This window comes from Streptococcus sp. oral taxon 431 (assembly GCF_023115445.1).
Classification (GTDB): Bacteria; Bacillota; Bacilli; order Lactobacillales; family Streptococcaceae; genus Streptococcus.
Genome location: NZ_JALDUI010000002.1, coordinates 1 through 20,487, shown reverse-complemented (window position 1 = coordinate 20,487; position 20,487 = coordinate 1). Strand labels below are relative to the sequence as shown.

18 protein-coding genes are annotated in these 20,487 nt (G+C 41.2%); 13 read left to right on the top strand and 5 right to left on the bottom strand.

Annotated features, from left to right (window positions below; genetic code table 11):
• Positions 1–30 precede the first annotated feature (30 nt).
• Positions 31–3,693 (top strand): DNA-directed RNA polymerase subunit beta', encoded by a 3,663-nt coding sequence (gene rpoC / locus M1R56_RS01935; RefSeq protein WP_248034407.1) that lies wholly within the window; start codon positions 31–33, stop codon positions 3,691–3,693.
• Between the two features lie 250 nt (positions 3,694–3,943).
• A complete protein-coding gene (locus M1R56_RS01930; protein ID WP_248034406.1) occupies positions 3,944–4,507 on the top strand; it encodes a sugar O-acetyltransferase in 564 nt (187 codons plus the stop codon).
• A 143-nt stretch (positions 4,508–4,650) separates the two neighbouring features.
• Here M1R56_RS01930 and M1R56_RS01925 read toward each other — a convergent pair whose 3' ends face one another.
• Together M1R56_RS01925 and M1R56_RS01920 are read right to left on the bottom strand one after the other, a co-directional pair.
• The gene (locus tag M1R56_RS01925) at positions 4,651–5,334 is read right to left on the bottom strand and encodes a DUF4956 domain-containing protein (RefSeq protein WP_248034405.1); all 684 of its coding nucleotides are present in this window, start codon (positions 5,332–5,334) and stop codon (positions 4,651–4,653) included.
• Complete coding sequence (locus M1R56_RS01920) at positions 5,327–6,103, bottom strand: polyphosphate polymerase domain-containing protein (protein ID WP_248034404.1); 777 nt, start codon at positions 6,101–6,103, stop codon at positions 5,327–5,329. Before M1R56_RS01920 ends, M1R56_RS01925 begins: the two co-directional genes overlap by 8 nt.
• A gap of 206 nt (positions 6,104–6,309) precedes the next feature.
• Here M1R56_RS01920 and M1R56_RS01915 point away from each other — a divergent pair, with 206 nt between their 5' ends.
• The 4 genes from M1R56_RS01915 to M1R56_RS01900 all read left to right on the top strand — a co-directional run bounded on the left by M1R56_RS01915 (position 6,310) and on the right by M1R56_RS01900 (position 10,125).
• Positions 6,310–7,527, top strand: a complete 1,218-nt coding sequence (locus tag M1R56_RS01915; protein ID WP_248034403.1) for a carbohydrate-binding domain-containing protein — start codon at positions 6,310–6,312, stop codon at positions 7,525–7,527.
• 134 nt (positions 7,528–7,661) lie between these two features.
• On the top strand, positions 7,662–8,378 hold the full coding sequence (locus M1R56_RS01910; protein WP_248034402.1) for an ABC transporter ATP-binding protein: 717 nt from the start codon (positions 7,662–7,664) through the stop codon (positions 8,376–8,378).
• Position 8,379: 1 nt separating this feature from the next.
• Positions 8,380–9,462, top strand: a complete 1,083-nt coding sequence (locus M1R56_RS01905; RefSeq protein WP_001259055.1) for an ABC transporter permease — start codon at positions 8,380–8,382, stop codon at positions 9,460–9,462.
• Positions 9,463–9,501: 39 nt separating this feature from the next.
• A complete protein-coding gene (locus M1R56_RS01900; protein ID WP_248034401.1) occupies positions 9,502–10,125 on the top strand; it encodes a TetR/AcrR family transcriptional regulator in 624 nt (207 codons plus the stop codon).
• Positions 10,126–10,287: 162 nt separating this feature from the next.
• On the opposite strand, the gene M1R56_RS01895 is transcribed toward M1R56_RS01900, so the two are convergent.
• From M1R56_RS01895 to M1R56_RS01885, 3 genes are all read right to left on the bottom strand, one after another.
• Entirely contained in the window at positions 10,288–10,491 is a 204-nt protein-coding gene (locus M1R56_RS01895) for a CsbD family protein (protein ID WP_000020982.1), read from the bottom strand.
• A 116-nt stretch (positions 10,492–10,607) separates the two neighbouring features.
• Positions 10,608–11,240, bottom strand: a complete 633-nt coding sequence (locus M1R56_RS01890; protein ID WP_248034400.1) for a DUF421 domain-containing protein — start codon at positions 11,238–11,240, stop codon at positions 10,608–10,610.
• Positions 11,237–11,689 (bottom strand): DUF3290 family protein, encoded by a 453-nt coding sequence (locus tag M1R56_RS01885; RefSeq protein WP_248034399.1) that lies wholly within the window; start codon positions 11,687–11,689, stop codon positions 11,237–11,239. The genes M1R56_RS01890 and M1R56_RS01885 overlap by 4 nt, the downstream gene beginning before the upstream one ends.
• A 187-nt stretch (positions 11,690–11,876) precedes the next feature.
• On the opposite strand from M1R56_RS01885, the gene M1R56_RS01880 reads away from it, so the two are divergent.
• The 7 genes from M1R56_RS01880 (at position 11,877) to rpsD (ending at position 20,158) form a co-directional block, all read left to right on the top strand.
• Positions 11,877–12,641 carry a nucleoside phosphorylase gene (locus tag M1R56_RS01880; protein WP_248034398.1) on the top strand — a complete coding sequence of 255 codons (765 nt, stop codon included), beginning with the start codon at positions 11,877–11,879 and terminating at the stop codon, positions 12,639–12,641.
• 32 nt (positions 12,642–12,673) lie between these two features.
• A complete protein-coding gene (locus tag M1R56_RS01875) occupies positions 12,674–14,050 on the top strand; it encodes a potassium transporter TrkG (RefSeq protein ID WP_248034397.1) in 1,377 nt (458 codons plus the stop codon).
• Positions 14,051–14,063: 13 nt separating this feature from the next.
• A complete protein-coding gene (locus tag M1R56_RS01870; protein ID WP_248034396.1) occupies positions 14,064–14,729 on the top strand; it encodes a TrkA family potassium uptake protein in 666 nt (221 codons plus the stop codon).
• 157 nt (positions 14,730–14,886) lie between these two features.
• Positions 14,887–17,481, top strand: a complete 2,595-nt coding sequence (locus M1R56_RS01865) for a fibronectin-binding SSURE repeat-containing protein (protein ID WP_248034395.1) — start codon at positions 14,887–14,889, stop codon at positions 17,479–17,481.
• Between the two features lie 123 nt (positions 17,482–17,604).
• Positions 17,605–18,300 carry a response regulator transcription factor gene (locus M1R56_RS01860; protein WP_248034394.1) on the top strand — a complete coding sequence of 232 codons (696 nt, stop codon included), beginning with the start codon at positions 17,605–17,607 and terminating at the stop codon, positions 18,298–18,300.
• On the top strand, positions 18,300–19,352 hold the full coding sequence (locus tag M1R56_RS01855) for a HAMP domain-containing sensor histidine kinase (RefSeq protein WP_248034393.1): 1,053 nt from the start codon (positions 18,300–18,302) through the stop codon (positions 19,350–19,352). Before M1R56_RS01860 ends, M1R56_RS01855 begins: the two co-directional genes overlap by 1 nt.
• A 194-nt stretch (positions 19,353–19,546) precedes the next feature.
• Positions 19,547–20,158 (top strand): 30S ribosomal protein S4, encoded by a 612-nt coding sequence (rpsD, locus tag M1R56_RS01850; RefSeq protein WP_000092756.1) that lies wholly within the window; start codon positions 19,547–19,549, stop codon positions 20,156–20,158.
• Positions 20,159–20,487 lie beyond the last annotated feature (329 nt).

The window sequence follows — 20,487 nt, the reverse complement described above, 5'->3', positions numbered from 1 at the left end:
AGCTCACTTAGAATAGAAAGGGAAGAAATAGTGGTTGACGTAAATCGTTTTAAAAGTATGCAAATCACACTAGCTTCTCCAAGTAAAGTCCGTTCATGGTCTTATGGAGAAGTCAAAAAACCTGAAACAATCAATTACCGTACGTTGAAACCAGAACGTGAAGGACTATTTGACGAAGTCATCTTTGGTCCTACAAAAGACTGGGAATGTGCTTGTGGTAAGTACAAACGCATTCGTTACAGAGGGATTGTTTGTGACCGTTGTGGTGTTGAAGTAACGCGTACAAAAGTTCGTCGTGAACGTATGGGACACATCGAGTTGAAAGCTCCTGTATCTCATATCTGGTATTTCAAGGGGATTCCAAGCCGTATGGGCTTGACCCTTGATATGAGTCCTCGTGCACTTGAGGAAGTTATCTACTTTGCAGCTTATGTGGTGATCGATCCGAAGGATACACCACTCGAACACAAATCTATCATGACAGAGCGTGAATACCGTGAGCGCTTGCGTGAATATGGCTACGGATCATTCGTTGCTAAAATGGGTGCCGAAGCTATCCAAGACCTCTTGAAACAAGTAGATCTTGAAAAAGAAATTGCTGAACTTAAAGAAGAATTGAAGACAGCAACTGGACAAAAACGTATCAAAGCCATCCGTCGTTTGGATGTTTTGGATGCCTTTTACAAGTCTGGAAACAAACCTGAATGGATGATTCTTAACATCCTTCCGGTTATTCCACCAGATCTTCGTCCAATGTTGCAGTTGGATGGTGGCCGTTTTGCCTCATCTGACTTGAACGACCTGTACCGCCGTGTTATCAACCGTAACAACCGTTTGGCTCGTTTGCTTGAGTTGAATGCACCAGGTATTATCGTTCAAAATGAGAAGCGTATGCTTCAAGAAGCGGTTGATGCTTTGATTGACAATGGTCGTCGTGGTCGTCCAATTACAGGACCAGGTAGCCGTCCACTGAAATCATTGAGCCACATGCTCAAAGGTAAACAAGGACGCTTCCGTCAAAACTTGCTCGGTAAACGTGTTGACTTCTCAGGACGTTCCGTTATCGCCGTTGGTCCAACTCTTAAGATGTACCAATGTGGTGTGCCACGTGAAATGGCTATCGAGCTCTTTAAACCATTCGTTATGCGTGAAATCGTTGCGCGCGATATCGTGCAAAACGTTAAAGCGGCTAAACGCTTGGTAGAACGTGGAGATGAACGTATCTGGGATATCCTCGAAGAAGTGATCAAAGAACACCCAGTACTTTTGAACCGCGCACCTACCCTTCACCGTTTGGGTATCCAAGCCTTTGAACCTGTCTTGATTGACGGTAAAGCCCTTCGCTTGCACCCACTTGTCTGTGAAGCCTACAATGCCGACTTTGACGGTGACCAAATGGCCATCCACGTACCGCTCTCAGAAGAAGCCCAAGCAGAAGCTCGTATCTTGATGCTTGCTGCTGAGCATATCTTGAACCCTAAAGACGGTAAACCCGTTGTTACTCCATCTCAGGACATGGTTTTGGGTAACTACTACTTGACCATGGAAGAAGCTGGTCGTGAAGGTGAAGGCATGGTCTTCAAAGACCGTGACGAAGCTGTCATGGCTTACCGCAATGGTTATGTTCACCTTCACTCACGTGTTGGTATCGCAACAGATAGCTTGAACAAACCATGGACAGAAGAGCAAAAACATAAAGTCTTGCTTACAACTGTTGGTAAGATTCTCTTCAACGATATCATGCCAGAAGGTCTACCTTACTTGCAAGAGCCAAACAATGCTAACTTGACAGAAGGTGTTCCAGATAAATACTTCTTGCCACTAGGAGGAGATATCAAGGAGGCTATCAGCAAACTTGAGCTTAACCCTCCATTCAAGAAGAAAAACCTTGGAAATATCATCGCTGAAATCTTCAAACGTTTCCGTACGACAGAAACTTCTGCCCTACTTGACCGTATGAAGAACCTCGGTTACCACCACTCAACTCTTGCAGGATTGACAGTGGGTATTGCCGATATTCCAGTTGTTGAAGACAAGGCTGAAATCATCGAAGAATCACACAAACGTGTAGAACAAATCACTAAACAATTCCGTCGTGGTATGATCACAGACGACGAACGTTATAATGCTGTTACAGCTGAATGGCGTGCTGCCCGTGAAAAACTTGAGAAACGCTTGATTGCCAACCAAGATCCTAAGAACCCAATCGTTATGATGATGGACTCTGGAGCCCGTGGTAACATCTCAAACTTCTCACAGCTTGCCGGTATGCGTGGTCTGATGGCTGCTCCGAACGGACGTATCATGGAATTGCCAATCCTTTCAAACTTCCGTGAAGGTTTGTCAGTACTCGAAATGTTCTTCTCAACTCACGGTGCTCGTAAAGGTATGACCGATACAGCCCTTAAGACAGCCGACTCAGGTTACTTGACTCGTCGTTTGGTTGACGTTGCCCAAGACGTGATCATCCGTGAGGATGACTGTGGAACAGACCGTGGTCTCTTGATCCGTTCTATCACTGAAGGTAAAGAGATGATTGAGTCTCTTGAAGAACGTCTCAATGGTCGTTACACTAAGAAAACTGTTAAACATCCAGAAACTGGTGCAGTGATCATTGGTCCAAATGAGTTGATTACAGAAGACAAGGCACGAGAAATTGTCAATGCTGGTGTTGAAGAAGTAACCATCCGCTCCGTATTTACATGTAACACTCGTCATGGTGTCTGCCGTCACTGTTATGGTATCAATTTGGCGACTGGTGATGCGGTTGAAGTTGGTGAAGCAGTTGGTACAATCGCTGCCCAATCTATCGGGGAACCTGGTACACAGCTTACAATGCGTACCTTCCACACGGGTGGGGTTGCCTCAAATACCGATATCACTCAGGGTCTTCCTCGTGTCCAAGAAATCTTTGAAGCCCGCAATCCTAAAGGGGAAGCGGTTATCACAGAGGTTAAAGGACAAGTTACCGCTATCGAAGAAGACGCTTCAACTCGTACTAAGAAAGTCTTTGTTAAGGGTGAAACTGGCGAAGGGGAATACGTCGTTCCATTTACAGCTCGTATGCGTGTCGAAGTTGGGGACCAAGTAGCGCGTGGTGCTGCTCTTACAGAAGGTTCTATCCAACCAAAACGTCTCCTTGCAGTCCGTGATGTCTTGTCAGTTGAAACTTATCTTCTCGGTGAAGTACAAAAAGTTTACCGTAGCCAAGGGGTAGAAATCGGTGACAAACACATCGAGGTAATGGTTCGTCAAATGATCCGTAAAGTCCGTGTCATGGATCCAGGTGACACAGACCTTCTCATGGGTACCCTTATGGATATCAATGACTTTACAGATGCTAACAAAGATGTCCTTATCGCAGGTGGAGTTCCAGCGACAGGTCGCCCAGTCCTTATGGGAATTACCAAAGCCTCACTTGAAACAAATAGTTTCTTGTCAGCGGCTTCCTTCCAGGAAACAACTCGTGTCCTTACAGATGCAGCTATCCGTGGTAAGAAAGACCATCTCCTTGGACTTAAAGAAAATGTTATCATCGGTAAGATCATCCCAGCAGGTACTGGTATGGCCCGTTATCGTAACCTTGAACCACAAGCAGTCAACGAAGAGTCTTACCTGGCATCTTCACAAGAAGATGCTCCAGTTGATACGACTGTAGAAGAAATCGTTGAAACTGTTGAAGTAAGCGAATAAGTAGATGTTACTTAATATCTGAGATGAAAAGATTAATCATTCACTATAGATTCTTAAGAAGGATCTACTAGATAAAAAAGCGAACAAGGCAGAATTCTGATTGTCAGAAAACTGGCTTTGCTCGCTTTTTGTATTTAATGTTAGGTTTGCGTTCTACTCACATTTTCAATTCATAAAGAGCGACTTATTTTAACTTGCTCGAGATACAATACTATGCTACAATCATCTAAAAAAGCAAGGAAATTAAAACATGAAAACAGAATATCAAAAAATGATCGCGGGAGAACCCTATCACCCATTCGCCCCAGACCTCCGTTCTCTAGCACAAACAGCGCGACAAAAGCAAGCCACTTTTAATGAAGAGGTAGATCCAGTAAAAGGTATGGGAATCATCAAAGGATGGTTTGGTTCTACTGGTGAAAATCTCTATATCAATACTCGCTTGGTGGTGGATTATGGTGTCAATATTCATTTGGGAGAAAATTTTTATTCCAATTGGAATCTGACCATGTTGGACGTATGTCCGATTACTATTGGTGATAATGCCATGATTGGTCCTAATTGTCAGTTTTTAACACCTCTTCATCCGCTGGATCCCGATGAACGAAACTCGGGATTAGAATTTGGCAAACCCATCACGATTGGTAAGAACTTTTGGGCAGGTGGTGGTGTCATTGTCCTTCCGGGTGTTACTTTAGGGGATAATGTCGTTGCAGGAGCAGGAGCGGTCATTACAAAATCCTTTGGTGACAACGTAGTTCTAGCAGGAAATCCAGCACGAGTTATCAAAGAGATTCCAGTTAAAGGAAATTAAAAGTTGTAGAAAGAGAAAGTGAAGTCTTTTTCAAAAGAGCTCTTTGAAATCGAATAGCCTAACCAGTCTCAGTATCAGTATCAAAAACTTATTGCTAGCAAAAAACGAGGTCGGAATTTTTATCCCAGCCTCGTTTTTCGTCTTTAGAGATTTTTTCTCTTTTTAGCTTTTTTAGTCAATGCCACATCGCATTGATCAATATTTTGTGTAAGATAGCTAGTCACTTGGAAATCATCGGCATCTGTTTTTAGCTCGACTTCATAGACAATGCTAAGGTTGTCCCCTGCATTTGTGCTATTGATCGTAATCATGTCAATTTCTGAGCAGAATTGGTCAAGAGCAGATTGGATAGCATCTTGAATCTTCTCTTGATTAGTTACCGTGATTGTTAAAAGTCTACGGCGTTGATTGTCAGTTTTGACCTGTTGATTTTCCAAAAGGAACCAAACACCCAAGATAAAGAGGGTGAAGAGAATAGCCAAGAAGAGATAGCCTGTTCCACAAGCTAGACCGATAATCATGGCTAGGAAAATCGCAATCAGTTCTCTTGAACCACTAGTTGCAGAACGGAAACGGATCAAACTAAAGGTTCCGGCTACAGCAATTGACGTACCCAAGCTCCCATTGACCAGAAAAATAACCAAGGTCATAAGGCAAGGAAGCAGAGTCAAGCTGATAGCAAATTCTCTGGTGTAGAGGGTTCGATATTTGTAGGTCCAAGTAAGTGCCAAACCGAGGACTAGACTGACTAGAAGTGACAGCAGTAGTTGGAAGGGATCTGCACTTGCAGTGGCGTTGTTGAAAATGGAATTAAAAAGATTAAGCATAAGCGATACCTGCGCTTTCTATACTGGGACGTGGTGCATAAGGAAGACCTTGAGATTTGTGGTAAGCACAACTGTATTTTGAAAATTTGTGCTCCATCAAACCATACTTGTCTAGAATGTCTTGTAACCACTGAGGTTTGTTTCCAGGAGCTTTAATCTCCATAATCACAGTATTGTCATCTAATAGAGGAGCCCCTTGATTTCCTGCAAAGAGACTGACATTTTCATCTCTATAGATTAGATTTTGGTCAATGGTGATACGAATTTTATTATAGTTGCAGCCCTCGATGTATTTTTTTTCTTTTAATGAATAACGATCGTAGTAGATGTACATACGAGGCTTGATAGCCTGCTTGTAATCTTGGTGAAGCTTTTTCACTTTTTCAATGACAACTGTATCAGTAATACTAGCATCCAAGTGCCCTTTGGTCATAAAGTTAAGGATAGAAATAGGAGTTGAGAGTAGTCTAAATTTGCGACCAACTCCTTCTTGGTCCTTGGTTTTAATTTCTAAAAATACTTGACTATCTGCTTTGGGGTGGCTGAGATAGGTCCGCATCCGCACCTTTTCTTTTCGCTTAGCTCCAAAATCATCATCTAGGAGGACATCAAAGTCTTCCGTATCAAAGTAGATATTTGAAATGGTTGAAATTGGATAGTCATCTTCTACCAAATATTCCTTTAAATCTTGGATGAGTTTGTCTAGTTTATCTTTGGAGATAATATATTTGGTTTCAATCCGTTTAAAAGTTGTTTCGATTGGTTTCATAATTCCTTCTCCTCTAATCTTAGGTTATACTATTTTTAAACAAGGTAAACTTGCTTGTGTTTGATTTTAGGAGGCTTTTCTAAAACTTTTGTTAAATTTAACTTAATTGAAACTAAACTTAAGAAAACTTTCAGAAAAAATTTAGGCTTATTTTAGGAAAGTCACGTAGACTAAGAGCATGTAAAATGAAAGTCGAGGAAACGAGCATGAAAGCAAAAAAATGGACATTCTTATTAACGAGTATAGCAACTCTAGCACTAGTGACAGCTTGTACCCAGTCAACTTCAAATACAACAGCTAGCAATAGTACTGCAACGACAACAGTGACTACCAATAAGAAAACAACTAGTTACTTTACAGATAAGGACTATGATACTTCTTATGATGAAAAAACAGCTGCAACTGTAACTTTGTCAGGGTCAACGGCGACGGTATCAGGTGACGGAGTGGCCGTATCAGGATCTACCGTTACAATCTCTAAGTCAGGTACCTATGTGATTTCTGGTCAATCTGATGGAGTTCAAATCAAGATCGAAGCTGGAAGTTCAGATGACGCACACATCGTTCTAAATGGTGTAACAATGACCAATACCAATGCAGCTATTTCTGCAACATCAGCTGGACATGTTTACCTAACTCTAGCAGATGGCACAACCAATAGCCTCTCAGATTCAGCTTCAAATAGTGATGACAAGGCTGACGCGGCCCTCTTCTCTAAAGTAGACTTGACCATCAATGGTAAAGGAACTCTCAATGTAGATGGTAAGAAAAACAATGCTATCAAGGCCAACGATACACTTCACATCACAGGCGGTACTTACAATATCACAGCAGTCGGAGATGCCTTTAATGTCAATGACGAACTTAACATTACTGGAACAACCATGACTATCGATGCCAAGGAAGACGGAGTTAAGGTTGATAATGATGACGATACTTCTGTTGGAACCATGTATCTCTCTGACAATACCATCACTGTTACTGCAGGTGATGATGGTATCCATGCTTCAGGTGATTTGGTCATCGATAGTGGTACCTATACTGTTAAGAATTCTACAGAAGGACTTGAAGGTAAGTCAATCACTATCAACGGTGGAGATATCACCATCTATTCAACGGATGATGGTGTCAATGCAGCCAACAAAAATGCCCAACAAAGTGAAATTTTCTTTACTATGAATGGTGGGAATTTGACCGTTGAAGTTGGCCAAGGGGACACAGATCCAATTGACTCAAATGGGAATATCACAGTTAATGGAGGAACCATCAAAATGACTGGTCAATCTGGCTTTGACTTTGATGGAACAGCGACCTACACAGGTGGAGATATCTATTTCAATGGTGAAAAACAGACTGAGATTGTCAATTCGATACCTGGTGGAGGTGGACCTCAAGGAAATGGAGGCCCTGGTGGACGACCATAAAAAAAATCTCCTTTCTCGAAAGAGAAGGGAGATTTTTTTTCAATTTTCTACTTTCTACTTGACAAGTGAGCGTTCACTCACTATAATAGTCTCATGATTAAAAAGTGAGTAAACACTCACCTAGGAGGAAGCATATGAAAAAATTGCTACATTTACAAGATTTGGATAAGTCTTTTTGTCGTCAAGTAGTTTTGAATCATGTCAGCTTTGAATTGCAGCCGGGAGAAATTATAGGCTTAATAGGTCCGTCTGGTGCTGGTAAATCGACTATGATTAAGACTATGTTAGGGATGGAAAAAGCTGACGGAGGGGTTGCTTTGGTATTGGATCATACTATGCCCAATCGTCATATTTTAGGAGATATTGGTTATATGGCCCAGTCAGATGCCTTATATGAGGCTTTGTCAGGTCAAGAAAATCTGGAATTTTTTGGTCAGCTAAAAGGGCTATCCAAAAGAGATCTGACAGCTGAAATTGCCCATGTGGCTCAAGTTGTGGATCTGGCAGAGCATTTGAATAAAACGGTATCCGGTTATTCTGGAGGAATGAAGCGACGCTTGTCTTTAGCCATCGCGCTTCTGGGGAATCCTCAGCTCTTGATTTTGGACGAACCGACAGTTGGAATCGACCCTTCTCTTCGGAAGAAAATCTGGAAAGAATTATTCGCGCTTAGAGACAATGGGGTTGGGATATTAGTTACTACCCATGTTATGGATGAAGCAGAGTTAACGGATAAGGTCGGCTTATTATTAGGTGGAAAAATCATTGCTTTTGATACACCGCAACACTTAAAAGAAAGTTATCAAGTTTCAAGTATTGAAGAAGTATTTTTGAAAGCAGAAGGAGAGTAAGATGAGAACCATTGCTATTGCTAAAAAAGTTATCAAAGAATTGCTTCGTGACAAACGAACCTTGGCTATGATGTTTGTAGCGCCGGTATTTATTATGTGGCTGATGAACCTCATGTTTTCAGCTAGTACAACCGTGAATGTCAAGTTAGCGACACAAGATCTACCAACTGGTTTGATAACGAAAATGGATGAGCTTGATCATGTGGACATCGAGACTTATCAAGACTTAGATCAGGCCAAAGAAGCGCTAGCAAATGAAAAAGTCGATGCTGTGATTTCTTATAAAGACGGTGAGTATCAGGTCGACTACGCAAATACAGATGCCTCCAAGACATCTATGATACGACAAGTGTTACGAACAAGTATCGCCAGTGAAGGCACCGATCAGTTACTATCTCGTGTCAAACAAGCTTTTCCACAATTGAAATTAGATGCAAAGGCGCCTGAAATCAAAGAATCTTACCAATATGGAGATAAAAATACTGGATTCTTTGCACGTATGATTCCAATTTTAATTAGCTTTGTGGTCTTCTTCTTTGTCTTTTTGATTTCTGGTATGGCACTTTTGAAAGAGCGCACAAGTGGAACCTTGGATCGCTTGTTAGCAACCCCAGTGAAACGTTCTGAAATTGTCTATGGCTATATGTTGTCTTACGGTATTATTGCGATTTTTCAAACGGCAGTTGTCGTCTTAGCAGCAATTTGGCTACTAGATGTAGAAGTTGTAGGAAATATTTTAAATGTTATAATAGTTAATGTGGTACTGGCTCTTGTAGCACTAGCTTTTGGAATTCTTTTGTCTACTCTAGCAAAATCAGAATTCCAAATGATGCAATTTATTCCTCTCGTGATTATGCCTCAACTCTTTTTCTCAGGGATTATTCCATTGTCATCCATGGGAGCATGGGCTCCAACTGTGGGGAAATTTTTGCCATTAACCTATTCTGGTGATGCAATAAGCCAGATTATTCTTTACGGACACAATCTTGGTGATATTTTGCCAAATCTTGGTGTTTTAATGATTTTCTTGATCATTTTAACAATTCTCAATATTGTTGGATTGCGTCGTTATCGTAAAGTTTAGAAATCAACATAAATAATGCTAAAAAGGTGTGAAGATTAGATGGATAAGACTGTTTTTGAATCGTTTGAAGATTACTTAGAAGAAGCGAATTACCCTCAAGGAAAGAAAAAAATCATGCAGGCAGCAGTGGATCTCATATCAACTAGGAGTTACCATGGGACCTCAACTCTTCACATAGCTGAGCGTGCTGGACTAAGCCAGGCAACTTTGTTTAAGTATTTTAAGACGAAGGATGATCTACTGACGGCTATTTTACATCCTGTAGTCCCAGGCATTTTCGGTAGTTTTGTTGAGGAACTCTTAGCTTTTGAAACGACAGAAGAGAGGGTTCGTTATCTCGTCCACGATCGTATGAGCTATCTCAAAAAAAATCGTGCTTTGATGAAAATCATTCTGCAGGAGAGTTTTTCAAATAAGAAACTAAAAAATGAACAGATTTTTATCTGGAATGCTATTCAAGATAAACTTCGAGTGCTTCATAAAGAATTGCTAGCAGATCCACGTGTAAATCCAGAGATAACGATTCCTCAAATGGTTCGCATCTGTATAGGTCCATTGTTAGCTTACTTCTCTCAACTATATATCATTGGTGACAATGTCGAAATTAGTGAAGAGGACTTAGGCTTATTGGAAAAACAAATCTTAGGTGGTTTGTGGAAATAGGAGGAGTATAGGAATTAGTTCTTTTTGCTTTAGGTTGAGCAACACATCATAAGAAGTATTTTCTAATATTAAAAAACATAATAATTTAAAGAAAAAACTCTTATCCCTAGCATATTAACAGCTTGGAATAAGAGTTTCTTATGTTATTAGGACGAGAAAGAATTATTCTCCGTCTTTTTTAAAGATGTTTTTTACGCCAGATACTGCACCTTCGACAGCTTCTTTTGCATCTTCAGCAACTTCTTTAGCTTTTGAAGCTACTTTTTCTGCAGCTCCTTCTGCTTGAGTTTTTGTATCGCCAGTTAGTTTACCAAAACCTTCTTTAACAGAACCTTTAGCTTGGTTGAATTTTTCTTCGATTGACATGGGGGATACCTCCGTTAATTTTTTGTATTATCTAAATTACATCAGATATTAATTTAAGTATATACCCTTTTATGCTAAAAAGCAAAAAACTGATACGAAAAGCATCAGTTTATTTTTTAATAGGTTACAACATTCAATTGACCTTTATCATATTCAGCAATAAAGATATTTGAGACTTCTTCGAAACCTTCTTCTTTCAATTTCTCAGTTAGCCACTCCTCGGATTTGCCAATGGTTTCTAGGATTTCAACTTGGACAACACCGTCTGTAATGACGGGGTACTTAGGATTTTCGTCACCCATTCTTACAACAATTAGCTGTCCATTTTGCTCAATCACAGCTCTCTTGACATCCTTTAATTGAAAGATTCCTTGAGAGCGCAATTTAAGAGCTACATCTGCAGCCGCAAGACCTTTTGAGCGACAAGCTTCTGGATCTAATGTTCCATTTTTAATGATAATCGTAGGTTTTCCGTCAATCAGATGTTTGATGAAGGAAACATTGGTATTCAACCATTTAAGGAGTAAAATGAGAATAGTCCAAATAATGAGGATAACAATGTATTGGATGATGGTAATAGAACTATTGTAGATAACCCCACCGATAATACCCCCGAGAACAAAGTTCTGGATTTGGTCCACTGCAGAACTTGGTGCTAGATTTCCTTTACCTGTTACGTTAATAACAAAAACAAGAGAAAGAAGCCCCAAGGCCAATTTAATTGCAATTGTAGCAAAAAAGCTTATCATTTTTCAACCTCCACGAGTTCAACATCTGATTTATAGAGTTCCATTTTTTCCAATAAATAGCTATCTGGGTCTGTTCCGCTAATAGCGCGATAAAAACTGTCGTCAACCTTAATAATAGCTCCATCAGTTGTAGCTGATGTATTGACATAAACATTCTTTTTGTCAACACCTAACTCTTTTGATACAATCTCGATGAAGTGTAAGGAACTACGAAATTGATTATCATTGGATTGGTTGTTTTGAAGATTCGTAATGCTTATCAAAACGAATGCGATTAAGGTCAAAATAGAAATGAGCGATAATTCACGGAACTTGCTCCCTTTTTTATCTTTGAAAGCTTTAAATGCAAAAAATCCAGTCACGATAAGCAGTAAAGCTGATACGATAATCATGGCCCAATTCTGTTGACTAATCTGACTGAGCACATAGTCATAGGAATAGAATTTCATAAAACTCCCTCACTTTTTTTAAAATTCAATCTATTATAAGATAATTCCTAAGATATAGCAATTTTATTATGACGGAAAAAGCATTTAATTGTTGTTTCCTATTTAAAGTAAGTTTATTGAACTTAGACTAGAACTTGACTTTCCCTTTGTATTTGATACAATAGTAAAAATTTAGAGGAGGTATTCTATGATTCAGAAACACGCTATTCCTATTTTAGAGTTTGATGACAATCCTCAAGCAGTTATCATGCCCAACCATGAAGGCCTAGATTTACAGTTGCCAAGGAAGTGCATCTATGCATTTTTGGAGGAGGAGATTGACCGCTATGCTCAGGAAGTGGGAGCAGAGTGCGTTGGGGAGTTTATTTCTGCCACAAAGACTTATCCTGTTTATGTCATGGACTACAAAGGTGAAAAAGTTTGTCTAACCCAGGCTCCTGTTGGTTCTGCACCAGCCGCCCAGTTCATGGATTGGTTGATTGGCTACGGTGTGGAGAAAATCATCTCTACCGGTACTTGTGGGGTGCTTATTAATATAGAAGAAAATGCCTTTCTAGTTCCAGTCAGAGCATTGCGGGATGAAGGAGCAAGCTACCATTATGCACCTCCTTCTCGTTATATGGATGTTCATGTAGAAGCTGTTTCTGCCATCGAGCAAGTTTTGGAACAACTAGGTGTCCCTTACGAAGAAGTCATGACTTGGTCGACAGACGGATTTTATCGAGAAACCGCTGAAAAAGTTGCCTATCGTAAGGAAGAAGGTTGTGCAGTTGTAGAGATGGAGTGTGCAGCTCTTGCAGCAGTTGCCCAGCTTCGAGGAGTAGTTTGGGGTCAACTTCTATTTACAGCCGACTCTCTAGCGGATTTAGAAAATTATGATAGTCGCGATTGGGGTTCAGAAGCTTTTGACAAGGCCTTGGAACTCTGTCTTGAAATTGTTAGTCATATGTGACTGCTTTAACAATTTTATGGTACAATGTAGCTATGTTATTCAAATTATTTTCGGAAAAAATAAACACGACCTTGGGGCGTTTATCATCTGCCCGTCGCATTTTTTTAAGTTTTACTTTGGTTATTTTCGTAGGCTCTCTCCTTTTGAGCCTGCCATTTGTGCAAGCAACAAGCTCCCAAGCGACCTATTTTGACCATCTCTTTACAGCAGTATCCATGGTCTGTGTGACAGGGCTCTTTACTCAACCAGTAGCTACAACATATAACATCTGGGGGCAGTTGATCTGTATGTTTTTGATCCAGATTGGTGGTTTGGGGCTTATGACCTTTATAGGGGTCTTTTATATTCAAAGTAAGCAAAAGCTTAGTCTTCGTAGCCGTGAAACAATTCTAGAGAGCTTTAATTATGGAGAAACTCAGTCTTTAAAGGTTTTCATACGCTCAATTTTCTTGACGACTTTTCTCATTGAAGGACTAGGAGCCATCCTGCTAAGTTTCCGTTTTGTTCCTGAATTTGGTTGGGTTCGAGGAGTATTTACCTCTATCTTCGTAGCTGTTTCAGCTTTTTGTAATGCTGGTTTTGATAATTTTGGAAGTACAAGTTTAGTAGCTTTTCAAACTGACCCGTTGATTAATTTAGTGCTTGCTGCCTTGATAATCACAGGCGGTCTAGGATTTATGGTTTGGTTTGACCTGGCTACACGGTTGAGTAAGAAAAAACGTCGGCTTCGCTTCCATACCAAATTGGTTCTCTTCTTGACAGCTGGAATTTTATTGACGGGAACAGTTTCAACCCTCTTGATAGAGTGGAACAATTCGGGAACGATTGGCAATCTCAGCATCCCGGATAAATTGCTAGTCAGCTTTTTCCAAACAGTTAGCATGAGAACGGCAGGCTTTGCTTCTATTGATTATACTCAAGCTAGACCTGTTACACTACTGATTTATATTTTACAAATGTTTCTTGGTGGGGCTCCTGGCGGAACTGCAGGGGGACTTAAAATCACAACCTTCTTTGTCTTATTGATCTTTGCACGCAGTGAGCTTTTAGGCTTGCCACATGCCAATATAGCTCGAAGAACGATCGAACCACGAACAGTCCAGAAATCTTTCAGTGTTTTCATCATCTTCTTGATAACTTTTTTAGCGGGCTTAATCTTAATAGGAATAACAGCCGAGGGAAATCCGCGCTTTATCTACATCATGTTCGAGACGATTTCAGCTCTTGCCACGGTTGGTGTGACTGCCAATCTGACACCAGAGTTAGGCAAGTTAGCACTTAGTTTTGTCATGCTACTGATGTTCATAGGACGGATCGGCCCACTCACGCTATTAGTCAGTTTGGCTGAATATCAGCCAGATAAGAAAGACATGATCCATTATATGAAAGCAGATATTACTATTGGTTAAGAAAGGAAAGTCTATGTCAGATCGAACAATTGGAATTTTAGGCTTGGGAATTTTTGGGAGTAGTGTCCTTACCGCTCTTGCTCAGCATGATATAAATATTATCGCCATTGACGACCATGAGGAACGAATCAATCATTTCGAACCAGTCTTGATTCGTGGAGTTGTTGGAGATATAACCGATGAAGACCTCTTGCTCTCAGCAGGGATTGATACCTGCGATACCGTAGTTGTCGCAACTGGTGAAAATCTAGAGTCTAGTGTGCTTGCAGTCATGCATTGCAAGAGTTTAGGCGTACCGACAGTTATTGCCAAGGTCAAAAGCCATACAGCAAAAAAAGTTCTTGAAAAAATTGGTGCAGACTCAGTCATTTCACCAGAGTATGAGATGGGACGCTCGTTAGCGCAGACTATTCTATTTAATAACAGCGTAGATGTTTTTCAGTTGGACAAAAATGTCTCAATTGTCGAGATGAAAATTCCACAGTCGTGGGAAGGCAAGAGCCTAAGTCGACTAGACCTTCGAGGACGATACAATCTCAATATCCTTGGCTTTCGTGATCATGAAAATGCTCCCTTGGATGTTCAATTTGGACCAAATGACCTTTTGAAAGCCGATACCTACATCATGGCGGTTATTAATAACCAATATTTGGATACCCTAGCAAACCTCAGTGAGTAGAAGAGGAAGGACTATTCTTTTTTTCAACGACTACTGAGTCAATATAAGTATTTTATAAGAGTGATTTAAGAAAAATTTTAACTTTTTCTTAATCCTTTTTAATTTTAGGAGATTATACTAGAGTCATCAAATAAAGAAAAACTCTAAGGAGAATCCTATGAAATTCAATCCAAATCAAAGATATACTCGTTGGTCTATTCGCCGCCTCAGTGTCGGTGTTGCCTCAGTTGTTGTTGCCAGTGGCTTCTTTGTCCTAGTTGGTCAACCAAGTTCGGTACGTGCCGATGTGGTCAATCCGACCCCTGCTCAAGTTGTGCCAGATGCAGCTTCGGAGAGTGCAAAGAGCGACTTACCAGTAGAGTTTCTCAAAGAAGCCGTCGATACAGCTCTTCCTTCAGAACGCGTAGACTCAACACCTAAAGCAAGCTTGGATACTGCAAGCTCTACAGAAAAAGCGGATGTATCTGATAAAGACCAAGCAGTAGCGCCAAAAGAAGAAGTGCAAGCAAAACCAGAATCTAAGAAACAAACAGAAGATGCGGTTAAACCTGTGGAAAGTCCTGCAGCTACAGTTGCTGGACAAGACCATGAAGCAAGTGAAGCGCAACCAGCAATCACCCCAGCTGAAGTACAAAACGGCGTGGCAGACAACACCAAAGACATAGTGGATGTTCCAGCAACTTACTTGGACAAAGCTAACTTCCCAGGTCCATTCACAGCCGGTGTCAACCAAGTCATTCCATATGAATTCTTCGCCGGTGACGGTATGTTGACTCGTCTTATCTTGAAAGCCTCTGACAAGGCTCCATGGTCAGATAACGGTTCAGCAAAAAATCCAGCTCTTCCACCAGTAGAGAAATTGGGCAAAGGCCTCTACTTCTACGAAGTGGATTTGGCAAATACCCAAGGTAAATCTGATAAAGATTTGCTTGACCTCTTAAAACAAAACGGTACTCAAAGCTATAAAGCTACCATCAAAGTGTACGGTGCCAAAGATGGCAAGGCCGATTTGAGCAACCTTGTAGCGACTAAGGATTTGACAGTAAACTTGAACGGCTTGACCACCCCAGCTGAAGTACAAAAAGGTGTGGCCGACAATACCAAAGACACAGTAGATGTACCAGCTACTTACTTGGATAAAGCCAACTTCCCAGGGCCATTCACAGCTGGTGTCAACCAAGTTATTCCATACGAGTTCTTCGCTGGTGACGGCATGTTGACTCGCCTTATCTTGAAAGCTTCTGACAAGGCCCCATGGTCAGACAACGGATCAGCTAAAAATCCTGCTCTTCCACCAGTAGAAAAATTGGGCAAAGGCCTTTACTTCTATGAAGTGGATTTAGCAGGGACTCAAGGAAAATCAGATAAGGACTTGCTTGACCTCTTGAAACAAAACGGCACTCAAAGCTATAAAGCTACCATTAAAGTGTACGGTGCTAAAGATGGCAAGGCTGATTTGAGCAATCTCGTAGCGACAAAAGATTTGGATGTCAACTTGAATGGCTTAACAACTCCAGCTGAAGTCCAAAAAGGCGTGGCTGACAATACTAAAGACACAGTAGATGTTCCAGCTACTTACTTGGATAAAGCCAACTTCCCAGGTCCATTCACAGCCGGTGTTAACCAAGTTATCCCATATGAATTCTTCGCCGGTGACGGCATGTTGACTCGCCTTATCTTGAAAGCCTCAGACAAGGCCCCATGGTCAGACAACGGTTCAGCTAAAAATCCAGCTCTCCCATCAGTAGAGAAATTGGGCAAAGGTCTCTACTTCTATGAAGTGGATTTGGCAGGTACTCAAGGCAAATCAGATAAAGAGCTGCTTGACCTCTTGAAACAAAACGGTACACAAAGCTATAAAGCTACCATCAAGGTTTACGGTGTAAAAGACGGCAAGCCTGATTTAACTAACCTTGTAGCGACTAAGGATTTGGATGTCAACTTGAATGGCTTGACTACTCCATCTGAAGTTCAAAAAGGCGTGGCTGACAACACTAAAGCCACAGTAGATGTCCCAGCTACCTACCTTGATAAAGCCAATTTCCCTGGTCCATTCACAGCCGGAGTCAACCAAGTCATTCCGTATGAATTCTTCGCCGGTGACGGTATGTTGACTCGCCTGATTTTGAAAGCATCCGACAAGGCTCCATGGTCAGATAACGGTTCGGCAAAAAATCCAGCTCTCCCACCAGTAGAGAAATTGGGCAAAGGCCTCTACTTCTACGAAGTGGATTTGGCCGGCACCCAAGGTAAATCTGATAAAGAGCTTCTAGACCTCTTGAAACAAAACGGTACACAAAGCTATAAGGCTACCATCAAGGTTTACGGTGTAAAAGACGGCAAGCCTGATTTAACTAACCTTGTAGCGACTAAGGATTTGACAGTAAACTTGAATGGACATCAGTCTCTTACTCCGATGAAATCGCAGATGCCAGCTGCTAGCCAGGATAAGATGATGCCTAACAAAGAGCAGGATAAAACCATGAATGCTAGCCAGCCTATGGCAACACCAAGCATGAAACAAGATCAAGCTCCAGCAGCCTCAAGAAAAATGTCTGATGAAGGCAAGATGGCAGCTAATAACAAGGCGTCAAATCCAATGATGGCTGATAAAATGAAAGACCAAAAAGACATGCTTCCATATACTGGCGAAGCCCAAACATCAATGGCTACTCTTGGATTCTTTGGACTCGCCTTGGCCGGACTGTTAGGTGGTCTCAGTTTGAAAGCTAAAAAAGAGGAAAATGACTAGTCTAGCTACAGACTTTCTATCTAGGATTTGAAAAATCCAGATAGCGATTAGAATGTTCGTAAAGCGATTAAAATAGTGTTATACTATTGTGGTATAGCACTGTTTTTTTCAAAGGAGAGACAGATGGGAAAGACAATTTTACTCGTTGACGACGAGGTAGAAATCACAGATATTCATCAACGCTATCTGGTTCAGGCAGGGTATCAGGTTTTGGTGGCTCATGATGGAGTAGAGGCTTTAGAAATATTCAAGCGAAAACCTATTGATTTGATTATTACAGATATCATGATGCCTCGGATGGATGGTTATGATTTGATTAGTGAGGTCCAGTATCAATATCCGGATCAGCCTTTTCTCTTTATTACGGCTAAGACCAGTGAGCAGGACAAGATTTACGGTCTGAGCTTAGGGGCAGATGACTTTATTGCCAAGCCTTTTAGCCCACGTGAGCTGGTTTTGCGTGTCCACAATATCTTGCGTCGCCTTCATCGTGGAGGTGAGACAGAGGTCGTCAGTCTCGGAGATTTACGGATGAATCACGGTAGCCATGAGGTCCAAGTCGGAGATGTGGCGCTTGATTTGACAGTCAAATCCTTCGAACTTCTATGGCTTTTAGCTAGTAATCCAGAGCGGGTTTTCTCTAAGACAGACCTCTATGAAAAGGTCTGGCAAGAAGATTATGTGGATGATACCAATACCTTGAATGTTCATATTCATGCTCTTCGACAGGAGTTGGCTAAACATGCCAGTGCAGAAACTCCCACCATCAAAACCGTTTGGGGCTTGGGCTACAAAATTGAGAAAGCACGAGGTAGTTAATGAAATTAAAAAGTTATATTCTAGTGGGTTATATCATTTCAACACTTCTAACGATTATCGTGGTTTTTTGGGCAGTCCAGCGAATGTTAATTGACGAAAGAGAGATTTATTTCCTAGTGGGAATGACTCTCATGGCAAGTTTTGTCGGTGCTGGGATTAGTCTCTTTCTCCTATCGCCTGTCTTTACATCATTGGCCAAACTTAAGGAACATGCCAAGCGAGTAGCGGACAAGGATTTTCCTTCAAATCTGGAGGTTCAAGGGCCTGTAGAATTTCAGCAATTAGGCCAAGCCTTCAATGAAATGTCCCATGATTTGCAGGCGACCTTTGATTCATTAGAAGAAAGCGAACGAGAAAAGGGATTAATGATTGCCCAGCTGTCGCATGATATCAAGACCCCCATCACTTCGATCCAAGCGACGATAGAAGGGATTTTGGACGGGGTTATCAAGGAGGGAGAGCAAGCCCATTATCTAGCAACCATTGGACGCCAGACAGAAAGACTTAATAAACTGGTTGAGGAATTGAATTTTTCGACCCTAAACACAGCTAGAAATCAGGTAGAAACTACCAGCAAAGACAGCATTTTTTTGGACCAGCTCTTGATTGAGTGTATGAGTGAATTTCAGTTCTTGATTGAGCAGGAGGAGCGAGATGTCCACTTGCAGGTAATCTCAGAGTCTGCCCGGATTGAAGGAGATTATGCCAAACTTTCTCGTATCTTGGTAAATCTGGTCAATAACGCTTTTAAATACTCTGCTCCAGGAACTAAGCTGGAGGTGGTAGCTAAACTGGAGAAGAACCAGCTTTCAATCAGTGTGACCGATGAGGGGCAGGGCATTGCACCAGAGGACTTGGAGAATATTTTCAAACGCCTTTATCGTGTCGAAACTTCGCGCAATATGAAAACAGGTGGTCATGGCTTAGGTCTTGCGATTGCGCGTGAATTGGCCCATCAATTGGGTGGAGAAATCACAGTTACCAGCCAGTACGGACGGGGAAGCACCTTTACCCTCCTTCTTAACCTCTTTGGCAGTGAAAATAAAGCCTAAAACCCCTTTACAAATCCAGCTATTCATGGTAAAATGGATTTTGTGTGAAATATCAGCAGGAAAGCATGAAGCTCGTCAACAGGTGTCTTATGATAAGTAACCTTGGCTGTTTAGGCGAAGGGCATCTGCACGAATCAGGGCTTTCTAAGTGACTATTTCCACCGAAATATTATTTATATCAGGAGGACATTCACATGTCACGTTATACAGGACCATCTTGGAAACAAGCTCGTCGCCTTGGCCTTTCACTTACAGGTACAGGTAAAGAATTGGCACGTCGTAACTACGTACCAGGACAACACGGACCAAACAACCGTTCTAAATTGTCAGAATACGGTTTGCAATTAGCTGAAAAACAAAAACTTCGTTTCACTTACGGTGTAGGTGAAAAACAATTCCGTAACTTGTTCGTACAAGCTACAAAAATCAAAGGCGGAATCCTTGGTTTCAACTTCATGCTTCTTTTGGAACGCCGTTTGGATAACGTTGTTTACCGTCTTGGTCTTGCGACTACTCGTCGCCAAGCTCGTCAATTCGTAAACCACGGTCACATCCTTGTTGACGGAAAACGCGTTGATATCCCATCATATCGTGTAACTCCAGGTCAAGTAATCTCAGTTCGTGAAAAATCATTGAAAGTTCCAGCAATCCTTGAAGCAGTAGAAGCAACTCTTGGACGTCCAGCATTCGTATCATTTGACGCTGAAAAATTGGAAGGTTCATTGACTCGCTTGCCAGAACGCGATGAAATCAACCCAGAAATCAATGAAGCACTTGTCGTTGAATTCTACAACAAAATGCTTTAATTTTAAGAAATATCTTACAGAAAGCCTACAACAGTGGGCTTTTTGCTTTATATGAAATCAAGAATATGAGGCTCTTTTCTACCATTTGTCAAGTATATCAAGGAGCTTAAGTAAAAAAAGAGATGAGACAGTAGCTATTCTGAGGTTACTGTCTTATTTTTACCACTTATTGATCCATAAAAGGGCATGCTAAAAAAACACCTCATCTGGTATTTTTTGAAACAAGGTGTTATAATAATACGGCATAGATAGCCTTATCGATTTTGGGTCAAAGAGTAATCGTAAAGTTTGTTATGCGTAATGAGGTAATACATTGTTCGAATGAGACG